At 60.5% G+C, this 25,100-nt stretch carries 18 protein-coding genes; 13 read left to right on the top strand and 5 right to left on the bottom strand.

Annotated elements, in window-relative coordinates; translation table 11 throughout:
* Window positions 1–246: 246 nt before the first annotated feature.
* On the bottom strand, window positions 247–1,875 hold the full coding sequence (locus AMM41_RS00135) for a 3-(methylthio)propionyl-CoA ligase (protein ID WP_089951741.1): 1,629 nt from the start codon (window positions 1,873–1,875) through the stop codon (window positions 247–249).
* 123 nt (window positions 1,876–1,998) lie between these two features.
* Between AMM41_RS00135 and AMM41_RS00130 the strand changes: the two genes are divergently transcribed.
* The 7 genes from AMM41_RS00130 (at window position 1,999) to AMM41_RS00100 (ending at window position 9,994) form a co-directional block, all read left to right on the top strand.
* Complete coding sequence (locus AMM41_RS00130; protein WP_089951738.1) at window positions 1,999–3,546, top strand: protein adenylyltransferase SelO; 1,548 nt, start codon at window positions 1,999–2,001, stop codon at window positions 3,544–3,546.
* The gene (gene msrB, locus AMM41_RS00125; protein ID WP_194944569.1) at window positions 3,540–3,950 is read left to right on the top strand and encodes a peptide-methionine (R)-S-oxide reductase MsrB; all 411 of its coding nucleotides are present in this window, start codon (window positions 3,540–3,542) and stop codon (window positions 3,948–3,950) included. Before AMM41_RS00130 ends, msrB begins: the two co-directional genes overlap by 7 nt.
* A 44-nt stretch (window positions 3,951–3,994) precedes the next feature.
* On the top strand, window positions 3,995–4,537 hold the full coding sequence (locus AMM41_RS00120; RefSeq protein WP_089951731.1) for a septation protein A: 543 nt from the start codon (window positions 3,995–3,997) through the stop codon (window positions 4,535–4,537).
* Complete coding sequence (locus tag AMM41_RS00115) at window positions 4,534–4,806, top strand: BolA family protein (RefSeq protein WP_089951728.1); 273 nt, start codon at window positions 4,534–4,536, stop codon at window positions 4,804–4,806. Before AMM41_RS00120 ends, AMM41_RS00115 begins: the two co-directional genes overlap by 4 nt.
* A gap of 85 nt (window positions 4,807–4,891) precedes the next feature.
* Window positions 4,892–5,665 (top strand): peptidylprolyl isomerase, encoded by a 774-nt coding sequence (locus tag AMM41_RS00110; protein WP_089951725.1) that lies wholly within the window; start codon window positions 4,892–4,894, stop codon window positions 5,663–5,665.
* Between the two features lie 792 nt (window positions 5,666–6,457).
* A complete protein-coding gene (locus AMM41_RS00105; RefSeq protein ID WP_089951721.1) occupies window positions 6,458–8,428 on the top strand; it encodes a peptidase U32 family protein in 1,971 nt (656 codons plus the stop codon).
* A 120-nt stretch (window positions 8,429–8,548) separates the two neighbouring features.
* Entirely contained in the window at window positions 8,549–9,994 is a 1,446-nt protein-coding gene (locus AMM41_RS00100; RefSeq protein ID WP_089951718.1) for a sensor histidine kinase, read from the top strand.
* A gap of 329 nt (window positions 9,995–10,323) precedes the next feature.
* Here the strand turns inward: AMM41_RS00100 and AMM41_RS00095 are convergent, their stop codons facing one another.
* Window positions 10,324–11,286: a site-specific integrase gene (locus AMM41_RS00095; RefSeq protein WP_089951715.1), complete on the bottom strand. Its 963-nt coding sequence runs from the start codon at window positions 11,284–11,286 to the stop codon at window positions 10,324–10,326.
* Window positions 11,287–11,563: 277 nt separating this feature from the next.
* Here AMM41_RS00095 and AMM41_RS00090 point away from each other — a divergent pair, with 277 nt between their 5' ends.
* The 3 genes from AMM41_RS00090 to AMM41_RS00080 are packed head-to-tail and all read left to right on the top strand — an operon-like array spanning window position 11,564 to window position 14,327.
* The gene (locus AMM41_RS00090) at window positions 11,564–12,628 is read left to right on the top strand and encodes a DNA-binding protein (RefSeq protein ID WP_089951712.1); all 1,065 of its coding nucleotides are present in this window, start codon (window positions 11,564–11,566) and stop codon (window positions 12,626–12,628) included.
* A 30-nt stretch (window positions 12,629–12,658) separates the two neighbouring features.
* Window positions 12,659–13,408, top strand: a complete 750-nt coding sequence (trmB, locus tag AMM41_RS00085; protein WP_089951710.1) for a tRNA (guanosine(46)-N7)-methyltransferase TrmB — start codon at window positions 12,659–12,661, stop codon at window positions 13,406–13,408.
* Window position 13,409: 1 nt separating this feature from the next.
* Entirely contained in the window at window positions 13,410–14,327 is a 918-nt protein-coding gene (locus AMM41_RS00080) for a pseudouridine synthase (protein ID WP_089951707.1), read from the top strand.
* Between the two features lie 315 nt (window positions 14,328–14,642).
* Here the strand turns inward: AMM41_RS00080 and AMM41_RS00075 are convergent, their stop codons facing one another.
* Both AMM41_RS00075 and AMM41_RS00070 read right to left on the bottom strand, forming a co-directional pair.
* Window positions 14,643–17,759, bottom strand: coding sequence for an FAD-binding and (Fe-S)-binding domain-containing protein (locus AMM41_RS00075; RefSeq protein ID WP_089951704.1), 3,117 nt, complete (start codon window positions 17,757–17,759; stop codon window positions 14,643–14,645).
* Window positions 17,756–18,481, bottom strand: a complete 726-nt coding sequence (locus AMM41_RS00070; RefSeq protein WP_089951702.1) for a GntR family transcriptional regulator — start codon at window positions 18,479–18,481, stop codon at window positions 17,756–17,758. Before AMM41_RS00070 ends, AMM41_RS00075 begins: the two co-directional genes overlap by 4 nt.
* Window positions 18,482–18,597: 116 nt before the next feature.
* On the opposite strand from AMM41_RS00070, the gene AMM41_RS00065 reads away from it, so the two are divergent.
* The 3 genes from AMM41_RS00065 (at window position 18,598) to AMM41_RS00055 (ending at window position 21,623) form a co-directional block, all read left to right on the top strand.
* Window positions 18,598–19,788 carry a pyridoxal-phosphate-dependent aminotransferase family protein gene (locus AMM41_RS00065; protein ID WP_089951698.1) on the top strand — a complete coding sequence of 397 codons (1,191 nt, stop codon included), beginning with the start codon at window positions 18,598–18,600 and terminating at the stop codon, window positions 19,786–19,788.
* Between the two features lie 69 nt (window positions 19,789–19,857).
* Window positions 19,858–20,835 (top strand): Bug family tripartite tricarboxylate transporter substrate binding protein, encoded by a 978-nt coding sequence (locus AMM41_RS00060; RefSeq protein ID WP_089951695.1) that lies wholly within the window; start codon window positions 19,858–19,860, stop codon window positions 20,833–20,835.
* The gene (locus AMM41_RS00055) at window positions 20,835–21,623 is read left to right on the top strand and encodes an enoyl-CoA hydratase/isomerase family protein (RefSeq protein WP_089951692.1); all 789 of its coding nucleotides are present in this window, start codon (window positions 20,835–20,837) and stop codon (window positions 21,621–21,623) included. The genes AMM41_RS00060 and AMM41_RS00055 overlap by 1 nt, the downstream gene beginning before the upstream one ends.
* Window positions 21,624–22,324: 701 nt before the next feature.
* Here AMM41_RS00055 and alaS read toward each other — a convergent pair.
* Window positions 22,325–24,976 carry an alanine--tRNA ligase gene (gene alaS, locus AMM41_RS00050; RefSeq protein ID WP_089951690.1) on the bottom strand — a complete coding sequence of 884 codons (2,652 nt, stop codon included), beginning with the start codon at window positions 24,974–24,976 and terminating at the stop codon, window positions 22,325–22,327.
* Between the last annotated feature and the right edge of the window lie 124 nt (window positions 24,977–25,100).

Raw genomic sequence — 25,100 nt, 5'->3', positions numbered from 1 at the left:
AAGACAAGGCATGTGGTAACCAACCCACGAATACCAGATTGATCTACCGTCGCCCAATCAGCCTCGTAGTCCCTGAACCACAGTCACTGACCGAGAAGACAAAAGAAACAGAGAAAGCTGAAAAACAACCGGTACCTATTGACAGGTCAATCCATACCAGGAGCCCCGCCCCCGGGGCGATGTGTCGTGGTCTGCGAGGCTGATCGCGACGGGGGCGTCGCTCCTACAAACGGCCCCTGTTTTGCATCAAAGACCCGGCAACACGTAATCGGCCAATTGTTCGCGCAAACGGGTCTTGAGCATCTTGCCGGTGCCGCCCAAAGGAATGGCATCGACAAAGACCACGTCGTCCGGAATCTGCCATTTGGCGGTCTTGCCGTCGTAAAAAGCAATGAGCTCTTCACGGCTGAGCTCCGCGCCCGGTTTCTTGACCACACACACAATCGGCCGCTCGTCCCACTTGGGGTGGCGCATGCCAATGCAAGCGGCCATGGCGACCGCCGGGTGGGCCATGGCGATGTTTTCCACATCGATCGAGCTGATCCACTCGCCGCCGGACTTGATCACGTCTTTGCTGCGGTCGGTGATTTGCATGAAGCCATCGGCGTCGATGGTGGCCACATCGCCTGTGGGGAACCAGCCGTCCACCAAGGGGGTGCCGCCTTCTTGTTTGTAATAAGAGGCAATCACCCAGGGGCCTTTGACCAGCAGGTCGCCTGCGGCCTTGCCATCGTGCGGCAGGGTGTGGCCGTCGGCATCGACGATCTTCATGTCAATGCCAAAAATGCAGCGGCCTTGCTTCATGCGCAGTTTCATCTGCTGCTCGGCGGGCAGGCTCAGGTGCTTGTTTTTCAGCGTGCACACGGTGCCCAGTGGGCTCAGCTCGGTCATGCCCCAGGCGTGCAACACGTCCACTTGATAGTCTTCGCGGAAGGCATCGATCATGGCGGGCGGGCAGGCCGAGCCACCAATCACGGTGCGGTTCAGGCGGCTGAACTTCAGGCCTGCCGGCTTCATGTGGCCCAGCAACATTTGCCACACAGTGGGCACACCGGCGGCAAACGTCACGCCTTCAGATTCGATCAGCTCATACACCGATTTGCCGTCCAGCGCCGGGCCAGGGAACACCAATTTGGACCCCGCCATGGCCGCGCTGTAGGGAATGCCCCAGGCGTTGACGTGGAACATGGGCACCACCGGCAAGATGGCGTCGCGCGCCGAAATGCACATCGAGTCGGGCAAGGCAGCGGCATAGGCGTGCAGCACGGTAGAGCGGTGGCTGTACAAAGCGCCCTTGGGGTTGCCCGTGGTGCCGCTGGTGTAGCACAAGCTGCAGGCGGTGTTTTCGTCGAGCTGCGGCCAGGTGTAGCTGCTGCTTTGCTGGCCCATCCAGGCTTCGTAACTCACCAAATTCGGGATGCCGGTGTCAGCGGGCAGTTTGTCGGCGTCGCACAAAGCCACGTAGTGCGTCACTGTTTTGCAATGCGCGTGCAAGGCCTGCACCAAGGGCAAAAACGTCATGTCAAAGCACAGCACCTGGTCTTCGGCGTGGTTGGCAATCCAGGCCATTTGCTCCGGGTGCAGGCGCGGGTTGAGGGTGTGCAGCACACGGCCCGAGCCGCTCACGCCAAAGTACAACTCCAGGTGGCGGTAGCCGTTCCAGGCCAAAGTGGCCACGCGGGCGCCTTGCGGAATGTTTTGACCGTCCAGGGCATTGGCCACTTGGCGCGAGCGGCGAGCCACTTGGGCCCAATCACTGCGGTGAATGTCACCCTCTACGCGGCGTGACACGATCTCGCTGTCGCCGTGGTGTTTCTCTGCAAATTCGATCAAAGAAGAAATCTGCAGCGATTGTTGTTGCATCAGTCCCAGCATGGGGGGTCTCCTGTCAGGGCGGTGGTTGGGTAAAAAAATCATTGTGCACCGGCGACACAGCGCGCCCCTAGTTAAAACCCGCCAAACAGCGGGTGCTTGTCAAGGGCGTGACAATCGGTCCCCATGTCATCTGCCCCTTTGGAAACCCCCACCAACCCTGCCAGCCCCTTGCCCGTGCTGGACTGGACACACCGCCTGACCCAATTGGGCCCCCGTTTTTGGACCCCCTTGCAGCCCACGCCCGTGGCCGCGCCACGCTGGGCCGCCCGCAACACCGATTTGCTGGCCCAACTGGGCTGGCCCGACGCGTTGTTTGACGACGACCACCTGCAAGCCTTCGCGGGCAATGCGCTCATGGTCGGCTCTCACCCACTGGCCACCGTTTACAGCGGGCACCAATTTGGTCAATGGGCCGGGCAGCTGGGAGACGGGCGGGCCATCTGGCTGGGCGAGGCCCAATCTGTGCAAGGCCCGCAAGAGATTCAGCTCAAAGGCGCGGGCCGCACACCCTACTCGCGCGGCGGCGATGGCCGGGCTGTGCTGCGCTCCAGCATCCGCGAATACCTGTGCAGCGAAGCCATGCACGGCCTGGGCATTGCCACCACCCGGGCGCTGTGCCTGGTGGCTTCGCCCGAACCCGTGCGCCGCGAAACCCTCGAAACCGCCGCCATCGTCTCCCGCGTCGCCCCCAGCTTTTTGCGCTTTGGCCACTTCGAGCATTTTTCAGCCCAAGGCGACACCGACAGCCTGCGCACCCTGGCCGACCACACCATCGCCCACCACCTGCCCGAATGCCTCGAACGCGCCGAGCGCTGGCAAGGCAATGTGTACGCCGCCCTGCTCGATGAAGTGCAAGAGCGCACCGCCCAATTGCTCGCCCAATGGCAGACGGTGGGCTTTTGCCACGGCGTCATGAACACCGACAACATGAGCCTGCTGGGCTTGACCATCGACTACGGCCCCTTCCAGTTCATGGACAGCTTTGACCCCGGTCACATCTGCAACCACTCGGACCACCAAGGGCGCTACGCCTACGGACGCCAACCCAACGTGGCCTATTGGAATTTGTACTGCCTGGCGCAGGCGCTGGCCCCCTTGATCGATGACCACGACATGACGCTGCAGGTGCTGGAGGGCTATAAAACCCTGTTCCCCCGCTACTTGGGCGATGCCATGCGGGCCAAACTGGGCTTGACCGGCGACTTGGCCCCCGAATCCGAGCGTGAAGCCGACTGGACCCTCGTTGAAGACGTGATGCAGCTCATGGCGGCTGAAAAAGTGGACTTCACCCTGTTTTGGCGGCAACTGAGCCAAGCGGTGGTGCATCAATCGACCGCTTCTGCTTTGAGCGATGCGGGCTGGAGCGCTGTGACCGACCTGGTCCTGGACCGCCCTCGCCTGCTGGCTTGGTTGGCGCGGTACACCGAACGGGCTGGACGTGCGCATTTTTCAGCCATGGGACCACAGATGTTGCGCACCAACCCGAAGTTTGTGCTGCGCAACCACTTGGCCGAGGTGGCCATTCGCCAAGCCCAAGCGGGTGACTTCTCGGAAATCGAGACCCTCTACAACTTGTTAAAGTCCCCCTTCGACGAGCATCCAGGCTGTGAGGCCTATGCCGACCTTCCGCCCGACTGGGCGGCCCAACTGGAAATCAGCTGTTCATCATGAACCAAATCACCAAAACCGACCAAGAGTGGCGCGAACTGCTGGCCGCCAAAGGGGCTGAGCCTGTGGCCTACGCCGTCACTCGCCAAGCCGCCACCGAGCGCCCGTTCACCGGCAAATACGAGGGCCATTGGTCCAGCGGCATTTACCGCTGCATCTGCTGCGACGCCGAGCTGTTCAAGTCGGGCACCAAGTTTGACGCGGGGTGCGGCTGGCCAAGCTTTTACCAAGCGGCCTCCGAAGGGGCCATCGAAGAGCGCGTGGACACCAGCCACGGCATGCGCCGGGTGGAAACCGTGTGCGCCCAATGCGGCGCGCACCTGGGCCATGTGTTCGAAGACGGCCCTGCCCCCACGGGCTTGCGTTACTGCATGAACTCCGCCTCGTTAGACTTCGAGGCTTCCTGACCCAACCGGCTGTGCATGACTGGCACGGCCTTGCGACCCATTTCATGAAATTCATCCTCGACTTTTTCCCCATCCTGCTGTTTTTTGGCGCGTACAAGATGGGCGACATCTACACCGCCACGGCGGTGCTCATGGCAGCCACCGTGCTGCAAACGGCCATCATTTACAAAATGGACGGCAAACTGCAGACCATGCACAAGATCACGCTGGTGCTTGTGCTGGGCTTTGGTGCCCTGACCCTGGGCCTGCACGACGAGCGCTTCATCAAGTGGAAACCCACCTTGTTGTACTCAGGTTTGGCCATTGCCTTGGCTGTGGCGCATTGGTTTTTGAAGAAAAACTTTTTGCACATGCTGCTGGGCGCGCAACTGCAGCTGCCCCATGCCGTGTGGAACCGCCTGAACCTGTCGTGGATGGTGTATTGCGTTTTCATGGCCACCATCAACGCTTACGTGGCGCACTACTTCAGCACCGAAGACTGGGTCAACTTCAAGCTCTGGGGTTACGTGTTCCCGGTGGTCTTTATATTGGGACAAGGCCTGTACATCTCGCGCTACTTGCCCAAAGACGAGGACAAACAGCCATGAACCAGACCACTTTGCCCCTCAGCGCCCAAATCCACGCCCGCCTGACCGAGCGTTTGCAACCTACCGAGTTGCGCGTCACCGACGAGAGCGCTGCACATGCCGGCCACATGGGGGCCAACGACAGTGGCCAAGGTACGCACATGCGGGTGTGCATTGCTTCACCTTTGTTTACAGGCATCAGCCGCGTACAGCGCCATCGCCTTGTGTATGATGCGCTGCAAGATTTCATTGACCAAGGCTTGCACGCTTTGGCCATCGAGCTGATCTGAATCCGGGCCGTCACCCACATCGGTGGCAGCCCCTTTTTTTGAACCCTTCACTTACACCTGACACAACGTCATTGAGGAAAAAACGATGAAAAAGCAAATGCTCAGCGCCGCTTTGGTGGCCTTGCTGGCGACCCCCGTTCTGGCGCAAAACCTGGCAGTCGTCAACGGCAAGCCTGTGCCTTCTTCGCGCGTCAAAGCGCTGCAGCAGCAAGTTGAGGCCTCTGGCCGCCCGGTCACCCCCGAAGTGCTGGCCCAGATCAAAGAAGAGCTGATCGACCGCGAAGTGTTCATGCAAGAAGCCCGCAAGCGCGGCCTGGACGCCTCTGACGACTACAAAACCCAGCTGGAACTGGCCCGTCAAACCATCTTGATTCGCCAATTGTTTGCCGACTTCCAAAAGAAAAACCCCGTCACCGATGCCGACATCAAGGCTGAATACGACAAGTTTGCTGCGGCCAACGGTGGCAAGGAATACCGTGCACGTCACATTTTGGTCGAGACCGAAGCCGACGCTAAAGCCCTGATCGCCGAAATCAAAAAAGGCGGCAGCTTTGAAGAGTTGGCCAAAAAAGCCTCCAAAGACCCAGGGTCTGGTGCCAACGGTGGTGACCTGGATTGGGCCGCAGCGGGCAGCTACGTGCCTGAGTTTTCCGGTGCCATGACCAAGCTGGAAAAAGGCCAGATGACCGACACGCCTGTCAAGAGTCAGTTTGGCTTTCACATCATCCGTGTGGACGACGTGCGTGAAGCCCAGTTGCCCAAGCTCGACGAGGTCAAACCCCAGATTTCACAGCAGCTGCAACAGCAAAAACTGGCCAAGTTCCAGGAAGACCTGCGCAGCAAAGCCAAGATTCAGTGATCTGAGTTCTTGCTGCTTGCAACCCCAAAACGCGGCTTCGGCCGCGTTTTTTATTCGCTGTTAATCCGGCCTTGTAAGATTTGCAGTGAAGGTGGGTCTTGGGCTTGGCGATCAGTCATTGGACGAGTGTGGGGCCCCTGCCCTCGAGGCGATCGTGTTTTTGTAGGCCCCCCGCCCTCGGGGCGATGGTTGGTGGTCTGCGAGGCTTTTCGCGACGGGGGCGTCGCTCCTACGGGGACACTGCCCTGCATTTTGTAGGAGCCCCACCCTCGGGGCGATTCTTGGTGGTCTGCGAGGCTTTTCGCGACGGGGGCGTCGCTCCTACGGGGACACTGCCCTGCATTTTGTAGGAGCCCCACCCTCGGGGCGATTCTTGGTGGTCTGCGAGGCTTTTCGCGACGGGGGCGTCGCTCCTACGGGGACACTGCCCTGGATTTTGTAGGAGCCCCGCCCTCGGGGCGATGGTTGGTGGTCTGCGAGGATTTTCGCGATGGGGGCGTCGCTCCTACAGGGACACTGCCCTGGATTTTGTGGGAGCCCCGCCCTCGAGGCGATTCTTGGTGGTCTGCGAGGCTTTTCGCGACGGGGGCGTCGCTCCTACAGGGACATTGCCCTGGATTTTGTGGGAGCCCCGCCCTCGGGGCGATTCTTGGTGGTCTGCGAGGCTTTTCGCGACGGGGGCGTCGCTCCTACAGGGACATTGCCCTGGATTTTGTGGGAGCCCCGCCCTCGGGGCGATGGTTGAGGGTCTGCCAGCGTTGCCAACTTCACAAGCTGGGATAATCCCAGCCCATGCAGCCTCACCACCTCGAACTCCTTGCCCCCGCCCGCACCTTCGACATCGGCATCGAAGCCATCAACCATGGCGCCGATGCGGTCTACATTGGCGGCCCGTCTTTTGGGGCGCGGTCCACGGCGGACAACAGCATCCAGGATATCGCCAAGCTGGTGCAATACGCGCACCGCTTTCACAGCCGGATTTTTGTCACGCTCAACACCATCTTGCGCGACGACGAGCTGGAAGGGGCCCGCAAGCTGGCCTGGCAGCTCTATGACGCAGGTGTGGACGCGCTGATCGTGCAAGACATGGGTTTGCTGGAGATCGACATGCCGCCGATCCAGCTGCACGCCAGTACCCAAACCGACATCCGCACGCCCGAGAAAGCCAAGTTTTTGCAAGACACGGGTTTGAGCCAGATCGTATTGGCCCGTGAACTCACATTGCCACAGATCAGTGCCATCCGCGATGTGATCGACACCGAACGCACCGTGATCGAATTCTTTGTGCACGGCGCTTTGTGCGTGGCCTACAGCGGCCAATGCTTCATCAGCCATGCCCACACCGGGCGCAGCGCCAATCGGGGCGAGTGCTCACAAGCCTGCCGCCTGCCCTACGAAGTCAAAGACGCACAGGGCCGCATCGTGGCGCACGACAAGCATGTGCTGAGCATGAAGGACAACAACCAGAGCGATAACGTGCGCGATTTGGTGGATGCGGGTATCCGCAGCTTCAAGATCGAAGGCCGTTACAAAGACATGGCCTATGTGAAAAACATCACGGCCCATTACCGCAAGCTGTTTGACGAAGTGCTGGCCGAGCGGCCAGAGCTGGCCCCGTCCTCGCACGGCCGCAGCACTTTCAGCTTCGAGCCCGATCCGAACCAAAACTTCAACCGCGAGTTCACCGACTACTTTGTGCAGGGCCGCAAGGAAGACATCGGCGCGTTTGACACGCCTAAAAACCCCGGTCAGCCCATCGGTTGGGTCAGCAAGGTGACGGCCGAGCACGTCGAAATCACCACCGAAGACCCGGCCACCGAGCTGCACAACGGTGACGGGCTTTGCTACTACGACCTGCAAAAAGAGTTGGTGGGCCTGCAAATCAACCGCGCCGAAGCCGCCAAAGGCAAAGGGGTGTGGAAGCTTTTCCCCAAAGACCCGATGGACGGCTTCAAGGACTTGCGCCAAGGCGTGCAGGTCAACCGCAACCGCGACATGAGCTGGGTGCGCACACTGGACAAAAAGTCTGCCGAGCGCCGCATGGGCGTGTGGATGCAGCTGGCTGAAAACGCCGATGGCTTGCAACTGACGCTGACCGACGAGGTCGGCCACAGCGCCACGGCGCACATGGCCGTCGCCTGGCAAGCCCCCAAAGACTCCGCCCAGGCCGAGGACAAACTCAAAACCGCTTTGGGCAAACTGGGGGACACCCTGTTCGAGCCACTGGACGTGCAGCTCGCCCTGCCCCGCCCCTGGTTTGTGCCGCCTTCCCAGCTCAACGCCTTGCGCCGCGACGCCGTTCAAGCCCTAGAAGATGCCCGTGCCCAAGGCCTGCACCGCCTGCCGCGTGCTGCGCCGGTGGAGCCACCTGTCGCGTACCCCGAAGACACGCTGACCTATTTGGCCAATGTGTTCAACCAAAAAGCCCGTGACTTTTACGCCAAGCACGGCGTCAAGGTGATCGCTGCCGCCTACGAGGCGCAAGAAGAGCTGGGCGAAGTCAGCCTGATGATCACCAAACACTGCGTGCGCTTTAGCCTCAGCCTGTGTCCCAAACAAGCCAAAGGCGTGACGGGCGTGCAAGGGACGGTGAAAGCCGAGCCCATGCAGCTGATCAATGGCAAGGAAAAACTCACCCTGCGATTTGACTGCAAACCCTGTGAAATGCATGTGGTCGGCAAGATCAAAAAGTCGGTACTCAACGCCGTGCCGGAAAGCCCGGTGCAGTTTTACAAGACACGGCCTGTGGTGGGACTGCACTGAACGGCTGAGATCGTTCAGCTCTAGGGGGCAACAAGGCGCATGCCTTGATGGTCGTTTTAAATTTGTTCATTCCATGCTTAAATTGATAAAAATTTTATTTTTATCAATAAATGACCCAGCATGGCTGCCTACAACGTCCAAAGTCTGTTCATCTTCTTTGGCCTGGTTTCCTTGCTTGGGGGTCTGGCGGCGAGTTTGTTTTTTCATCGCCTGGACGCCTCGGCCCGCTATTGGACGGTGGCGGCGTTGCTTTGGGGTGTGACCGGCATACCCACTGTTTTTCGCGATGTTTTGCCTCCGCTGTGGTCTTACAGCATCCCCATCGGTCTCAACAGCGCCAGTTTTGTGTTGATGGGCTTGGGGATCGCACGGCTGTATGACCACTCACCCCAACTACGCCGCTTGATGGCCCTGGCCGCAGGCACGGCGGTGTTCATTGTGCTCATGGAGTGGTGCCGCATCCACCTGGGGCCCAAGGCCAGCTTGTTCTTGTCGGTCATGGCGTTCGGGATTCCCTCTGTGCTGTCGATTTGGCCCGCCCGACAGGTGTACCGCCAAACCAGCAACCCTTTTGCTTGGCACATGCAATGGGTGCTGGGCGGCTTGGGCTTGCTGCATTTTGTTCGGCTTCAGGCCTGGATAGCCCCGTGGCGCATCGAAACCTTCACCCAGGACCATTGGACACTGGCCTTGTGGTCACTGATTTTTGTGTTCGGACTTTTACGCTACGTGATGTATGTGGCCATGCGCATTCAGGAACAAGCCCAAGATTTGTCACAAAAGGCCCTGGAAAGTGCCCGCTTGCAGGCCAACCGCCGCTTGCTTGAAGAGTTGTCACAACACGAACGACAGCGCAGTTTAGGTTTTATTTCGGGTGCCATATGCCACGAATTGAACCAACCCTTGACGGCCATTCAAGGGTACGCGGAGCTGGCGCAGCACCGGGTTCAGACTCAAATGCTGAACGATCCGGCCCTGTCCCAGTGTCTTGAGGGCATTGTCAGTGCCAACCAAAGGGCCAGCGAGATGGTGCGAAGCATTCGCCAATATGCCTCACCGGCGAGCAACACCACAGAGCGCATCAGTTTGCGCGACACGCTGAACAGTGCCTGCACATTGCTTCACATCGAAGCTCAAGAAAATGGCGTCACACTTCAAAAGCCCTTCAACATGCCACAGGCTTGGCTTCAGGCCGATCCGCTGCAGCTGACACTGGTCTGGCAAAACCTGATACGCAACGCCATCACAGCCATGGCGCATTCAACGCAGCGGCAACTGACCATCACTTGGATGCCAGAAGACTCAAATGGGGTTTTGAGCTTTCAAGACACCGGCCCGGGGTTTCCAGCCGACGCTGAAAAATTTGTCATGATGCCCTTCACCAACGATCGGTCCCCGGGCTGGGGCGTGGGACTGTCCGTGGTCCGCCACATCATTGCGGGTGCAGGCGGAAAACTCTGGTTTCACAACCTTCCAGGCGGCGGTGCCTGTGTCAAGGTGCAGCTGCCTTTGTCCGATGCACCCTCTCATGCCCTTGATGATCCTGCCCCGAGGGCGATAAAGTAGCTTTTGCCTTTGTGAGAGTCCCCCTGAGGACGATGACTTTTTGCTTTTGTGGAACCTGCCATCGGTGCGATTGGGCGTAGTCTGCGAGGGTTTTCGCGACGAGGGCGTCGCTCCTACAAGGGAAGGACCTGCATTTTGTAGGAGCCCTGTGCTCGGGGCGATGGCAGTGGTCTGCGATGGTTTTCGCGACGAGGGCGTCGCTCCTACAGGGGAAGGACCTGCATTTTGTGGGAGCCCTGCCGCCTTGGCGATGGGGGTGGCGCACGCCCTGCTTACCTGCGGGCAGAGGATTGGCTGCTGCAAAAAACATCGCTTGGTTTGCAATGTGTTCAGCTGTCTTTTGCCAAAGCGGGCAATGAAGACAGCGACGCTTCAAATTGGGCACGCAAGCTGGCATCGGACACCTCCAGATAACGCATGGCCGATTTGACATCTTTCCAGCCCACATAGGCCATGAGCGCCTTGAGGTCCCAGCCGCTGTCTCGGGCCCAACCGGCAAAGCCCCGGCGCATGGAGTGGCTGCTGTACGCCTCTGAGCCTTCGATGCCCACCTCACAAAACAGACTGCGCAGCAGAGGAATCAAGCTGTCGGCGTTCAAACCCTGCGCGGCAACACGGCCCCAACGGTCAATTTTTCGGTACACCGGCCCTTGGCTCAAGTTGGCCAAAGTGACCCAAGCCTGGTAGGCGCTCACCGGGCACAGTTGCGACAAAGCCGGGCAACTGTGATGTCGCCCCAGGCTTTGACGGTCGGTTTTGCTGCTGCCCAGGTAACACACCAGCCCCTCGCCTGCCGTGATTTGGACATTTTCCACGCGCAAGTTGACCAGCTCATCCGAGCGAAAACCGCGCCAAAAACCCAGCAGCAAGAGACTGCGGTTGCGGGTGTGCCGCAGCAACGCCGCCATGTCTTGCAAGGTCTGGGCCTGTTCAATGCGATCACCCAGCCACTGGTCAATGCGCTGAACCACCTCGATCTCCAGTGGGCGGGCCCTTTTTTCAGCCACCCCATGCAGCGAGCGTATCCCTTTGAACACTTGGCGCACTTTGCTGGCCTTGGTCGGATCAGCAAAGCCATGGTCGACATGCCAGCGCGACAGGGCGGCCAGTCGCTGGCGAAGGGTGTTGATCGCCAAGCTGCCCGCGTGATCGGCCAGGTATCGGCAGATCTCGTCGCTGGTGGTGGGCAACAAGCCACGCCACTCGACTTCGAAATGGCGCACTGCCGCCGCGTAGCTTCTGCGGGTGTTTTCTCGTTCGGCCGCGGCCAGGTACTGCTCGACACGGTCCACGTTCTCTCCAGTTGTGATGCGGGTTGCGCGGTGGCCTCGACCTGGCATGTTATTTGGGCTTTTGCGTCGGCTGACCCGTTTGGGCCATGGCGTGATGCGCATCCATGCCCAAAACCGCTATTTTTTCCATTTTTCCAAGACCTAAAAGGCCGTGTTGACGATCATACATGTGGTAATCCGCCATTACCCCATGTTAAAAATTTTGAATATATTTTATTTTTGACTGAAATTTAGTATGTAATATCATATTACGTACCACAGTACACAAAGAGACATCATGGCCAGATCAGGCATTTACAAGGCAGAAGTCCAGCGGGCAAGAGACGCGCTGTTGGCCATGGGGCGTCACCCCTCCATCGATGCGGTGCGCGAAGAACTGGGCCATACCGGCTCCAAAAGCACGATTCACCGCTTTTTGAAAGAAATTGAAGAGGAAGAAGGTCCCAAAAACGATTCCCCCTTGAGCATCAGCGAAACCCTGCAAGACTTGGTGAGCCGTCTGGCCCATCAGCTCAACGAAGAGGCGCAAACGCAAATCACCCGCGCACAACAAGCGCATGCGGCGCAGCTCAGCGTGCACCAGCAAGAGGCCGAAGCGCTCAGGGCAGAAACACTGGGCCTTCGGCAAGAATTGAAACAAACACACCAGTCTTTGGACACAGAAACAAAGGCACACGCCCACACCCGCCAAGACCTGAACGTCAAGATCCTGGAATGGACACAACTGACACAGCAAGTGATGGACTTGCAGGCCCAGCTTAAAGCCCAAGAAAAACACCGCCTGTCCTTGGAAGACAAGCACCAACATGCCCGCCTGGCGCTGGACCACTTCCGCGAATCCAGCCAAGCCCAGCGCACGCAAGATCAACGCAGGCATGAACAACAAGTCCAATACCTGCAAACCGAATGCCGAACGCTGAGCGAAAGCCTCGCGGCCAAACAGCAAGACCTGGCACTGGCAAACCAGGAAAATGTCCGTCTGTCAGGTGATTTGTCACACAGCCAAAGCGATGCACAACGCTGGCAAGACGAGGCCCTGGCGCTACCCCCCCTCAAAGAACAGCTCCAACAGGCACAAGCTCAAGCCGATTCACGCGCTCAACAACTCGCCGAACTGAGGGTGCTGCAGCAACAATCTGAAGCTTCAGCACAGGCCCTGCAACAAAAAAATCAGGAACTGAGCGCACTTCAACAGCAAGCCGAGTTGACGCAAGCCACGCTTCAATCGGCCTTGTCGGTGCAAGAGCACATGGTGAACAGTTTGCTGGCCAAACTGACGGTCACCACCGCACCCGACAACACCGAGCCCCTCAACCCAGCAGATCCGGCAGACCCGCGATAATCGCAGTCTTTGCGACACACCCAAGCCCCCATGACAAAGCCCGAAGAAAACCCCCGCGAAGCGGAACAGCCAACCCCACCCAGCCCACAGGCCCAGGACGCCCCGTTCATGCGCACCATCAAGACCTATGTGCTGCGGGCCGGGCGCATGGGCTCCGGTCAGGTGCGGGCTTTCGAGCAATTTGGCCCCCGGTTCTTGATTCCTTACGGCCCAGAGCGCCTGGATGTGCCCGCTGCTTTTGGTGGCACCGGCCCATTGATTTTGGAAATCGGATTTGGCATGGGTGATGCCACCGCCAAGATCGCACAAGTGCGTCCCGATGACCACTTTTTATGCTGTGAAGTTCACGAGCCCGGGGTGGGAGCCTTGCTCAAACGCTGCGGCGAGGAGAACATTGCCAACATCCGCATCGTGCAGCATGACGCCATCGAGGTCATGGACAACATGCTGGGACCCGACAGCCTGGACGGCGTGCACATCTTCTTTCCAGACCCCTGGCACAAAAGCCGCCACCACAAGCGCCGCCTGATCCAATCGCCCTTCATCGAGCGCCTGGCCCGGCACATCAAGCCTGGCGGCTACCTGCACTTGGCCACCGACTGGCAACCCTATTCCGAACAAATGATGGGCGTGCTGCGGGCCGAGCCTTTGCTGGTCAACACCAGCGATGCAGCCGACGGCTTTGCCGCCAAACCCGACTACCGGCCCCTGACCAAGTTTGAAAACCGGGGCCTGAAACTCGGCCATGGTGTGTGGGACCTGGTGTTTCGCCGCGTCTGAGATGCGCCATTCAGGGCCCCCCCGTCCCTTTCCCCTGCGCGATGGGGTCAGCGCCAGTGTGGTGTCGGTGCCGCAGGGCGCAGCCCATTTGCTCGATTTTTTGGCCCAGCGCATGCCGGGCATCTCACGCAGCGAATGGGCCGAGCGCTTGTCGCAAGGCTTGGTGCTGCATGAAAACGGCCAAACCGCCCAAGCCGACGAAACCTGCCGCCCCGGCCAACGCCTGTATTACTACCGCCATCTGGCCGATGAACCGGTCTTGCCGTTTCAGGCGCATGCCCTGTTTGAAGACGATCACTTGCTGGTGGTCGACAAACCCCATTTCATGCCAGTCACGCCTTCCGGGGCTTATGTGCAGCAAAGCCTTTTGGTGCAACTGAAAAGGCAAACGAGTTGCGCAGATTTGGTGCCCTTGCACCGCATCGACCGCGAAACCGCAGGTTTGGTGTTATTTGGCAAACGCCTGCAAGAGCGCGACGCCTACCACGCGCTGTTTCGCGACCACCGGATTCACAAGACCTACCACGCGGTGGCGGCGCATGCGCCCCATCTGAACTGGCCACTTGTTCACGCCAGCCGATTGGTTCCGGGTGAGCCGTTTTTCAGAACCCAGGAAGTGCCTGGGCCGACCAACAGCGAAACCCGCATCGCTTTGCTGCACACCCAAGGCCAACGGGCCCTGTACGCGCTGCAGCCCATCAGCGGCAAGCACCACCAGCTGCGGGTGCACATGAACGCCTTGGGCATGCCCATCGAAGGCGACCCTTTTTACCCCACCGTCTTGCGCGGACCAAACGCCCCCGAAGACTTCAGCCAGCCCTTGCAGCTTTTGGCTCAGTCGCTGCGTTTCACCGACCCGGTGACCGGCCAAGCCCGCCAGTGGACCAGCAGACTGCGTTTGTCACTCAGTCCGCCTTGATGCATTGAAGAGATGCGGCCCGCAGCGGTGTGCATGAACGGCTTTTGTGGGAACAACTCCCTTACCCCGATCGTGCCTCGCAGACCACCAAGAATCGCCCCGAGGGCGGGGCTCCCACAATATGCAAACATGCCCCTGTCATTGCAGGTTGCCCCCTGTAACTGCAGACATGCCCCCTGTAGGAGCGACGCCCTCGTCGCGATCAAGCCTCGCAGACCACCAAGAATCGCCCCGAGGGCGGGGCTCCCACAATATGCAGGATTGCCTCCTGTGTGTCCTGAACAAGCCTTTCACATCCAGCTTGACTGGGCCAGATCAATCACCTGGCAACAAACTCGCCAGCAACTGGCTCAGGTGCACGGACTCGCGCTGCGCACCGTCGTGGATCTGGTGGCGGCAGCTGGTGCCGTCGGCGACCACAATCGCATCGGGCTGGGCCCGAACAGCAGGCAGCAAACTCAGCTCGGCCATTTGCATCGAGACTTCGTAGTGGCTGGCCTCGTAGCCAAAGCTGCCCGCCATGCCGCAGCAACTGCTCTCGATCAGCTGGGGCTTGGCCCCTGGAATCCAGCGCAAGACCTCCATCACGGGTGACACCGCGTCAAAGGCTTTTTGGTGGCAGTGACCGTGCAGCAAAACCGGGCGGTCCACCGGGGCGATCTGCGCTTTGAGCGCTTCCAGCTGCCCGGCTTGCGCTTCACGGGCCAAAAACTCTTCAAACAGCAAAGCCTGCTGTGAGATTTTTTGAGCCCCATCACCCAAGCCCATCACCAGCAACTCGTCGCGCAGGGTCAGCAAACACGAGGGCTCCAGGCCCACGATGGACAGCCCTTTTTCGGCAAAAGGCAGCAGGCTTTGCACGACTTCGCTGGCTTTTTCGCGGGCTTTGTCCACCATGCCCGTGGCCAAATAAGTGCGGCCGCAGCACAGGTGCTGGCCGTCGTCTTTCAGTTTGGTCGCCACATGCACGGTGTAACCGGCCGCCTGCAGCACCTTGACGGCCGCGTGGGCGTTGGCCGACTCCAAATAGCCGTTGAAGGTGTCTACAAACAAGACCACGCCGCGCGCGGCGGCCAACACCTCTTCGCGGCTGGCGGTGGCTTGTGCAGCGCTTGGCGGGGTGTTGAAGAAGTGACGCATTTGCCATTCGGGCAAGCTGCGTTTGGCCGACAGGCCCAAGAGCTTTTCAGTCAAAGCGGCCAGCAGCGGCATGCGGTTGCGCAGGTTCAAAACCGGGGCCAAGTGAGCCGCCCAGCGGGCGTATTCGGGCAGGTAGGCCACCAGCTTGTCTTGCAACGTGTGGCCGTGTTGGGCCTTGTAGTGCTGCAAAAACTCGACTTTCATTTTGGCCATGTCCACCCCAGTGGGGCAATCGCGTTTGCAGCCTTTGCAGCCCACACACAGGTCCATCGCGTCGTGCACCGCTTGGCTGGACAGGGCATCTTGCCCAGACAGACCGTCAATCTGGCCGCTGAGCGCCAAGCGCAAGGTGTTGGCGCGGCCACGCGTCAGGTGTTTCTCGTCGCGGGTCACGCGGTAGCTGGGGCACATGGTGCCCGCATCGAACTTGCGGCAGTGGCCGTTGTTGTTGCACATCTCCACCGCCTTGGCCAGGCCTTGGGCCGGGTCGCCGCCGGTGCCTGGGGCGCTGGTTTGCTCGGTGACCGGGTCGTTTTGCACGTTCCAGGCGCTCCAGTCGAGCGCGGTTTTGATGGGCACCACCTTGTAGGTGGGTGGAAAGCGCATCAGCGTGGTGTCGTCCATTTTGGGCGGGTTGACAATGCGCTGCGGGCACAGCAGTTGCTGAGGGTCCATCTCGCGTTTGATCTTTGCAAAGGCCTCGTTGATGCGCGGGCCAAACTGCCAGCCAATCCACTCGCCACGGCACAGCCCGTCGCCGTGCTCACCACTGAAGGCCCCTTTGTAACGGCGCACCAGTTCGCTCGCCTCTTCGGCAATCGCACGCATTTTGCTCGCCCCATCGCGGCGCATGTCCAAAATGGGGCGCACATGCAAAGTGCCCACCGAGGCGTGGGCGTACCAAGTGCCCCGGCTGCCGTATTTGCGAAACACCCCGGTCAGGGCCTCGGTGTACTCGGCCAGGCTCTCCAGCGGCACGGCGCAGTCTTCAATGAAGCTCACCGGTTTGCCATCCCCGCGCAGGCTCATCATGATGTTCAGGCCCGCCTTGCGCACTTCCCACAGGTTTTTCTGCGGTGCATCGTCCACCATCTCGACCACGCTGCCGGGCAGGCCCAAGTCGCCCATCAACTCCACCAGCTCCTTGATTTTGTGCGCGATGTCGGCCTTGCTTGGCCCGGAAAACTCGACCAACAGCACCGCCTCGGGCATGCCGCCGTTGATGTGAGGCGACAGGGCCGTGCGGATGGTGGGCGCAAAAGCCGGGTTTTGCAAAGACAGCTCGATCATGGTGCGGTCCACCAGCTCGACCGCCGACAGCTGCCCCACGGGCATGCCCTGCCCCAGCTTGACGATGTGCTGCGCCGCGTCCATCGCTTGGTAAAAGGTCGGGAAGTTCACCACGCCCAGCACCTTGGCACGCGGCAACTCGGCCAGGCGCAGGGTGAGCGAACGGGTCAGGGCCAACGTTCCCTCGCTGCCAATGAGCAAATGCGCCAGGTTGACCGAGCCATCGGCCGTGTAAGGCCGCTCGTTTTGGTTGCGAAAAATGTCCAGGTTGTAACCGGCCACGCGGCGCATCACTTTGGGCCAATGGGCGTCCATCTCGCTGGCGTGTTGCAGCGCCAAGTCGCGCACAAAGTCGCCAATTTGGCGCACGCGGCCATGGGCATTTTCATAGGCACCAAATTGGAGCAAACTGCCATCGGCCAACCAAGCCTCAGCCCCCAGCACGTTGTGCACCATGTTGCCGTAGGCAATCGAGCGGCTGCCGCACGAGTTGTTGCCCGCCATGCCGCCCAAGGTGGCTTGGGCGCTGGTGGACACGTCCACCGGGTACCACAGACCATGAGTTTTGAGCGCCGCGTTCAGGTGGTCCAGCACCAAGCCCGGCTCCACAGTGGCGGTGCGCTGCTCGGCATCGACCGCCATGATCTTGCGCATGTGTTTGGCGTGGTCGATGACCAGACCCGCGCCCACGGTTTGGCCACACTGGCTGGTGCCGCCGCCGCGCGGCACGATGGGCACGCCCAGGTCCCGGCAAATGTCCAGCGCCGTGCGCACATCGGCTTCGTCACGCGGCACAAAAACCCCCACAGGCATGACCTGGTAAATCGAGGCATCGGTGGCGTAGCGGCCCCGATCGGCCGCAGAAAACAAGACCTCGCCTCGGGTGTCCGAGCGCAGCCGCTGGGCCAATAAACCGGCCACCTCGTTGAAGTGGCTGGCCACGGTCTCGTAGCTTTGGTCTGGCGAGGCTTTGGACAGATCGATGGGCAAAGGGGCGTTCATGAGGCGTGTCCTTCTGTGAGGGATGGCGATGTCTTGTGGTCATTGGTGGAGGCGATAGACGCGCTGCGCAGCTGCTCGATCACCACGTTACGCTTGTTGTCCAAGTGCTGCATCAGCACCTTGCGCAGCGCTCCAGCGTCGCGGGCCTCCAGCGCCTGCACCATGGCGATGTGTTCGTCCACGGCACGTTGCCACTTGTCACCGTCTTGGTTGGAGCGAAAGCGCAAAGCTTGCAAACGGGCATTGACCTGGTTGTAGGTTGCGGTCAGCACCGGGTTTTTGGCCGCCGCGTTGAAGCTGCGGTGAATCGCCGCATTGATTTGGTAATAGGCCGACAGGTCGCGCCTGGTGTAAGCGGCCAGCATCTCGTAATGCAAGGCCTTGATTTCATTGAGTTCGGCCTCGGTCACGCGCTGCGCGGCCAGCTCGCCGGACAAGCCCTCCAACCCGGCCATCACCTCAAAGGTGTGGCGCACATCGGATTCGCTCAGCTGCACCGCCACCGAGCCCCGGTTGGGCAAGAGTTCCACCAGACCCTCGGCCGCCAGCATTTTGATGGCCTCGCGCAGCGGCGTGCGCGAAATGTTGAGCTCTTCGCACAAGGTGCGCTCGTTGAGTTTGCCGCCGGGCGGGATCAGGCCCTCGACCAACATCTGGCGCAGGCGCTGCGCGACTTGTTCATGCAAGACAGGACGGGCAATGGACAGGTGTTCTGAAGCCATGAAATTATTTTGAATACAAAAAATGGTCGATATGGCTTCAATTCTAGGACAATCACCCTTGACAAATGTATTTTGAATACAAAAACTAGTCCAAAAATTGAAAGGCGTTTCAGCTCATGCTCACCACCAACTTCCACCCCACGGGCCGTCACTTCCTGCAAATCCCCGGCCCGTCTCCCGTGCCCGACCGCATCTTGCGGGCCATCAGTTCGCCCACCATTGACCACCGAGGCCCCGAGTTCGGCGCACTGGGCAAGAAGGTGCTGGCCGATGTGCAAAAGATTTTCAAAACCAGCCACCCCGTCATGATCTACCCCGCCTCGGGCACCGGGGCTTGGGAGGCGGCTCTGAGCAACGTGCTCAGCACCGGCGACCATGTGCTGATGTACGAAACGGGCCACTTTGCATTTTTGTGGAACAAGCTGGCCAATCAGCTGGGTCTGAAATCAGAGGTCATCAGCCAGCCAGGACTTGAAGGCTGGCGCAACGGCGTGCAGGCCGATTTGATCGAGCAACGCTTGAAGGCCGACACGGGGCACAGCATCAAAGCGGTGTGCGTGGTGCACAACGAAACCTCGACCGGCGTGACCAGCGACATCGCCGCCGTGCGCCGCGCGATCGACGCTGCCAAGCACCCCGCCTTGCTCTTGGTCGACACCATCTCGGGCCTGGCCAGCGCCGACTACCGGCACGACGAATGGGGCGTGGACGTGACCATCAGCGGATCACAAAAAGGCCTGATGCTGCCACCCGGCATCAGCTTCAACGCCCTCTCGCCACGCGCCATCGAAGTCAGCCAAAAAGGCGGCATGGCCCGCAGCTACTGGGCCTGGGGCGAGATGATCGAGATGAACAAAAACGGCTACTGGCCCTCCACCCCCAACACCAATTTGCTTTATGGCCTGAGCGAAGCCTGCGACATGCTGCTGGCCGAAGGCCTGGACCAGGTCTTTGCGCGTCACCAGCGCTGGGCCGCTGGCGTGCGTGCGGCCGTCAACGCTTGGGGCCTGCCCATCCAGTGCGCCGACCCGGCTGTCTACTCCCCCATCCTGACCGGTGTCATGACCCCCGAGGGCGTGGACGCCGACGCGGTGCGCAAAGTCATCCACGAACGCTTTGACTGCTCGCTGGGCACGGGCCTGGGCAAAGTCAAAGGCCGCATGTTCCGCATTGGCCACCTGGGCGACAGCAACGACCTGACCTTGATCGCCACCGTGGCGGGCTGCGAAATGGGCCTCAAGCTCTCGGGCGTGGCGCTGCAAGGCAGCGGCGTGCAGGCCATCATGGACCACTTTTCGAGCCACTGAAACCAGGGCACAGAACCCAGGGCCATCCGATTTCTCGCGTGCATTTCCAACAAAACCCAAGGAGACAACATGAAACGCAGAACCTTTGTGGCCGCTACTGCCGCCACCGCCGCAACGATGGTGGCCCCGTCGATCCAGGCCCAAACTTTGCCCGCCGGACCGGTGCGAATCTTGGTGGGATTTGCACCAGGCGGCGGCACCGACATCCTGGCCCGCATCGTGGCGCAAAAACTGCAAACCATGTGGGGCGTCACGGTGCTGGTTGAAAACCGCGCTGGTGCCACTGGGGTGATCGCTGCCGAAGCGGTGGCCAAGGCGGCCCCTGACGGCAACACGCTGCTCATGGCCCACATCAACAGCCATGCGCTGGCCCCTGCACTCATGCCCAAGCTCAGCTATGTGGTGGACCGCGATTTCACGCCATTGACCTTGGTTGGGATCACGCCCAATTTGCTCATCTGCAACAACGACCAACCCGCCAAAACCGTGGCTGAACTGGTCGCGCAATGCAAGTCCAATCCCGGCAAGGTCAGTTTCGGCTCCGCTGGTCAGGGCTCTGCCCAACACATGGCGCTCGAGTCCTTCAAGTTGGCAGCGGGTGTCGACACCATCCACATTCCCTACAAAGGATCGGGGCCGATGTTGGCCGACTTGATCGGCGGGCAAATTGCTTACTCTTTTGACACCATGACCGCTGCGACACCCCACGTCAAAAGCGGCAAAGTGCGAGCGATTGCACAAACCCGTGCCAAACGGGCATCGAGCTACCCCAATGTGCCCACCATGGTCGAGGCGGGTTTTCCCAACTTTGAAGCCACAACTTGGTACGGATTGGTCGGCCCTGGCAAGTTGCCCCCCGCCATGGCGCAACGCATGAACGAGGACATCAACAAGGTCTTGGTCATGCCCGATGTGGTCGAAAAATTGGCCCAATACGGCGCAGAAGACGGTGGCGGCTCCGCCCAACGCTTTGCCGACTTCATCCGCACCGAGCAGGTCAAGTGGGCCAAAGTGGTCAAGGACAGCAATGTGAAGCTGGACAGCTGATGACCGATACCCTGACCGCTGGCACGGTGGACCTGGCTGTCGAGCATGGCGTGGCCACCGTGACGTTCAACCGACCTCAGGCGCGCAACGCCATGACCTGGGGCATGTACCAAGAGCTCAGCCGGCTTTGCCAGAGCTTCCAGGCCGATGCAAACATTCGGGCGGTGGTGTTTCGTGGTGCCGGTGGGCGGGCCTTTGTGGGAGGCACCGACATCGAGCAATTCATTCCATTCCGCACGGGGGATGACGGTGTTGCCTACGAGGCTCAAATCGAGGCCTGCATCGACTTGCTTTGTGCCCTGCCCATGCCCACGGTGGCGCTCATTGAAGGCTGGGCTGTGGGCGGCGGACTCGCCATTGCCACAGCATGCGACTTTCGACTGGCCACGCCAGGCTCACAGCTCGGTGTGCCGATTGCCAAAACTTTGGGCAACTGTTTGTCGGTGGCCAACGTGGCCAGGCTCAGTACCGCTTTGGGGCACCAACGGGTCAAACGCATGCTCATGCTGGCCGAGATGATCGGGGCCGAAGAGGCCCTGGCCTGCGGTTACCTGCACCAACTGGCTGCGCCAGAAGACATCGTCGAAGCGACGAATGCCTTGGTGCAGCGCCTGACGGCTTTGGCCCCGGTGACCCAACAAGTGAGCAAACAAGCCCTCAACCGTCTGGTCAAACACAGCGCCCCCGAGGCCGAAGACCTGATTCGGCAAGCCTATGGCAGCGAGGACTTCCACGAAGGCGTCAATGCTTTTGTCGCCAAGCGAAAACCCATTTGGAAAGGCCTTTGACCCTGTACAAGGTGCAACGCTGAGCGCGGTGATCCATGTGGCAGCCCTTCGCCCGGGGCGATTGCTGGGGTTTGCGAGGCTTGATCGCGACGGGGGCGTCGCTCCTACGGGGAGAATGCGCTGCATTTTGTAGGAGCCCCGCCCTCGGGGCGATTGTTGTGATCTGCGAGGGTGATCGCGACGGGGGCGTCGCTCCTACGGGGGAGATGCGCTGCATTTTGTAGGAGCCCCGCCCTCGGGGCGATTGTTGTGGTTTGCGGGGCTTGATCGCGACGGGGGCGTCGCTCCTACGGGGGGAGATGCCCTGGATTTTGTAGGAGCCCCGCCCTCGGGGCGATTGCTGGGGTTTGCGAGGATGATCGCGACGGGAGCGTCGCTCCTACGGGGGGAATGCGCTGCATTTTGTAGGAGCCCCGCCCGCGGGGCGATTCTTGGGGTTTGCGAGGGTGATCGCGACGGGGGCGTCGCTCCTACAGGGGGAATACGCTGCATTTTGTAGGAGCCCGGCCCTCGGGGCGATTGTTGGGGTTTGCGAGGCTTGATCGCGACGGGGGCGTCGCTCCTACGGGGGCAATGCCCTGCATTTTGTAGGAGCCCCGCCCTTGGGGCGATTCTTGGGGTTTGCGAGGCTTGATCGCGACGGGGGCGTCGCGCCTACGGGGACATTGAATGACGCGAGACGGGCCATCAGGCCGTCACATTCAGACCCGCTCGGTCACCCAGGCCTGCACGCTGGACAGCGCTGCGGGCAAGGCCGCCGCGTTGGTGCCACCGGCCATGGCCACATCGGGCTTGCCGCCGCCTTTGCCGCCCACCTGACCCGCCACAAAGTTGGCCAGCTCACCGGCTTTGACTTTGCCCACAGTGTCGGCGGTCACGCCAGCGACGATCTGCACCTTCTCACCGTCCACAGCGGTCAAGACGATCACAGCCGTTTTCATCTTGTCTTTGAGCTTCTCCACGGTATCGCGCAAGGTCTTGGCGTCGGCTCCTTCGAGCTTGGCCACCAGCAGTTTGACGCCCTTGACGTCAACGGCCTGGGTCATCAACTCGTCACCCTGGGCAGAAGCCAGTTTGCCTTTGGCCACGGCCAGTTCTTTCTCGAGCGCCTTGACCTGGTCGAGCACCTGGGCAATGCGGTTGTTCAGCTCGGCAGGCTGGGCTTTGAGCGTGCCTGCGGCTTGGGTCACGGTGTCTTCGAGCGACTGCAAATAGGCCAAAGCATTGGCGCCCGTCACCGCCTCGATGCGGCGCACGCCTGCGGCCACGCCGCCTTCGCTGACGATCTTGAACAGGCCAATGTCGCCCGTGGCTTTGACGTGGGTGCCGCCGCACAGCTCGCGGCTGGAGCCAATGTCGAGCACGCGCACGGTCTCGCCGTATTTCTCGCCAAACAACATCATGGCGCCCGTTTTCTGGGCGCTTTCGATGTCCATCACACGGGCTTGTGCCGCAGCGTTGGCCAAAATTTCAGCGTTCACACGCGCTTCGATTTCGCGGATTTCAGCGTCGGTCACGGGCGCGTTGTGCGCAAAGTCAAAACGGGTGCGCTCGGCATTGACCAAACTGCCCTTTTGCTGCACATGGCTGCCCAGCACTTCGCGCAGGGCTTTGTGCATCAGGTGGGTGGCGGAGTGGTTGCGCACGGTGGCGGCACGCAGGGCCATGTCCACATGGGCTTGCACCATGTCGCCCACCTTCAGGCTGCCGGATTTGACTTCACCATGGTGACCAAACACATCGGCCTTGATCTTGAGCGTGTCGGCCACGTTGAACTGGCCGCCTGCGTTGTGGACCATGCCCTGGTCGCCCACTTGGCCGCCGGACTCGGCATAGAAAGGTGTGGTGTCCAACACCACCACGCCTGCTTGACCGGCTTTAAGCTCGGTCACAGCGTTACCGTCGGCGTACAGGGCCAGCACTTTGGCGTTGGCCGTCAGGTCGTCGTAGCCCACAAAGTCGTTGCCCGCGCCCGAATAGTCGAGCGTCTTGTCCATCTTGAACTTGCCCGCCGCACGGGCCTGGGCTTTTTGCTTTTCCATGGCGGTGGCAAAACCCGCTTCGTCCACGCTCAGGCCGCGCTCACGGCACACATCGGCCGACAAGTCGAGCGGGAAGCCGTAGGTGTCATGCAGCTTGAAGGCCACTTCGCCCGGCAGCACTTTCACGCCACCGTCCAGAGCCGCATCCAAAATCTGCATGCCGCTTTGCAGCGTCTCAAAGAAGCGCTCTTCTTCCACACGCAAAACTTCGGCAATGCGATCGGCCTGATCGGCCATGTTGGGGTAAGCCGCGCCCATGAGTTGGACCAAGTCGGGCACCAGTTTGTGGAAAAACGGTTTTTTCTGGCCCAGCAAATAACCGTGGCGAATCGCGCGGCGCACGATGCGGCGCTGCACATAGCCGCGGCCTTCGTTGCTGGGCACCACGCCGTCGCTCACCAAGAACGCGGTGGCGCGGATGTGGTCGGCGATCACGCGCAGCGACTTGTTGTTCAGGTCGGTGCAGCCGGTCTCACGCGATGCGGCCTTGATCAGCGCGTCAAAGATGTCGATTTCGTAGTTGCTGTGGACGTGCTGCAAGATGGCGGCCAGGCGCTCCAGGCCCATGCCCGTGTCCACGCAAGGTGCGGGCAGCGGCGTGACGGCACCGGTTTCGTCCATGTTGAACTGCATGAACACGTTGTTCCAGATTTCGATGAAGCGGTCGCCGTCTTCATCGGGGCTGCCGGGTGGGCCGCCGGGAATGTGTGCGCCGTGGTCGTAAAAAATCTCGGAGCAAGGACCGCAAGGGCCCGTGTCGGCCATCATCCAGAAGTTGTCGGACTTGTAGCGGCCGCCTTTGTTGTCACCAATGCGGATGATGCGGTTCTCGTGCTTGATGCGCTCAGGGGTCCATCCGGCTTTGACAAAAATACCTTCCCAAATGCCATGGGCCTCGTCGTCTTCCATGTAGACGGTGGCGTAGAGCTTGTCGGCGGGCAGCTTGTAGACCTGGGTCAAGAGCTCCCACGCCCACTCCAGCGACTCGCGCTTGAAGTAGTCGCCAAACGACCAGTTGCCCAGCATCTCAAAAAAGGTGTGGTGGCGGGCGGTGTAACCCACGTTTTCCAGGTCGTTGTGCTTGCCACCGGCACGCAGGCAGGCTTGCACAGAGGCGGCACGCACATAACTGCGCTTGTCCGAGCCCAAAAACACGTCTTTGAACTGGACCATGCCCGAGTTGGAGAACATCAAGGTCGGGTCGTTGCCCGGCACCAAGGGGCTGGACGCCACCACGGTGTGCCCTTTGGACTCAAAAAAGTCCAAAAAGGTCTTGCGGATGTCGGAAACAGAAAAAGTGGCTTGGCTCATGGGGTTTGTGATCGCTCAAAGTGCAAGCGCACATTATAAGTTTCAGGCTTGTCTATCGATTCGCTGGAAAGGATGAGCCCCGTTCGGCCTTGTGGGCGGGACCCGGGTGTGACCCCAAGGCCCC

Source organism: Limnohabitans sp. 2KL-3 (assembly GCF_001269405.1).
In the GTDB taxonomy this organism is placed as follows: Bacteria; Pseudomonadota; Gammaproteobacteria; order Burkholderiales; family Burkholderiaceae_C; genus Limnohabitans_A.
This window is presented reverse-complemented; position numbering and strand designations above follow the sequence as displayed.

What these genes read in the sequence shown, in the direction of transcription:
- AMM41_RS00070 (WP_089951702.1), bottom strand. Translation starts at nt 18,481, where the DNA reads ATGGCTTCAGAACACCTGTCCATTGCCCGTCCTGTCTTGCATGAACAA.
- AMM41_RS00105 (WP_089951721.1), top strand. Translation starts at nt 6,458, where the DNA reads ATGCAGCCTCACCACCTCGAACTCCTTGCCCCCGCCCGCACCTTCGAC.
- AMM41_RS00075 (WP_089951704.1), bottom strand. Translation starts at nt 17,759, where the DNA reads ATGAACGCCCCTTTGCCCATCGATCTGTCCAAAGCCTCGCCAGACCAA.
- AMM41_RS00135 (WP_089951741.1), bottom strand. Translation starts at nt 1,875, where the DNA reads ATGCTGGGACTGATGCAACAACAATCGCTGCAGATTTCTTCTTTGATC.
- AMM41_RS00130 (WP_089951738.1), top strand. Translation starts at nt 1,999, where the DNA reads ATGTCATCTGCCCCTTTGGAAACCCCCACCAACCCTGCCAGCCCCTTG.
- AMM41_RS00110 (WP_089951725.1), top strand. Translation starts at nt 4,892, where the DNA reads ATGAAAAAGCAAATGCTCAGCGCCGCTTTGGTGGCCTTGCTGGCGACC.
- AMM41_RS00055 (WP_089951692.1), top strand. Translation starts at nt 20,835, where the DNA reads ATGACCGATACCCTGACCGCTGGCACGGTGGACCTGGCTGTCGAGCAT.
- alaS (WP_089951690.1), bottom strand. Translation starts at nt 24,976, where the DNA reads ATGAGCCAAGCCACTTTTTCTGTTTCCGACATCCGCAAGACCTTTTTG.
- AMM41_RS00120 (WP_089951731.1), top strand. Translation starts at nt 3,995, where the DNA reads ATGAAATTCATCCTCGACTTTTTCCCCATCCTGCTGTTTTTTGGCGCG.
- AMM41_RS00090 (WP_089951712.1), top strand. Translation starts at nt 11,564, where the DNA reads ATGGCCAGATCAGGCATTTACAAGGCAGAAGTCCAGCGGGCAAGAGAC.
- AMM41_RS00115 (WP_089951728.1), top strand. Translation starts at nt 4,534, where the DNA reads ATGAACCAGACCACTTTGCCCCTCAGCGCCCAAATCCACGCCCGCCTG.
- trmB (WP_089951710.1), top strand. Translation starts at nt 12,659, where the DNA reads ATGACAAAGCCCGAAGAAAACCCCCGCGAAGCGGAACAGCCAACCCCA.
- AMM41_RS00080 (WP_089951707.1), top strand. Translation starts at nt 13,410, where the DNA reads ATGCGCCATTCAGGGCCCCCCCGTCCCTTTCCCCTGCGCGATGGGGTC.
- AMM41_RS00060 (WP_089951695.1), top strand. Translation starts at nt 19,858, where the DNA reads ATGAAACGCAGAACCTTTGTGGCCGCTACTGCCGCCACCGCCGCAACG.
- AMM41_RS00100 (WP_089951718.1), top strand. Translation starts at nt 8,549, where the DNA reads ATGGCTGCCTACAACGTCCAAAGTCTGTTCATCTTCTTTGGCCTGGTT.
- AMM41_RS00065 (WP_089951698.1), top strand. Translation starts at nt 18,598, where the DNA reads ATGCTCACCACCAACTTCCACCCCACGGGCCGTCACTTCCTGCAAATC.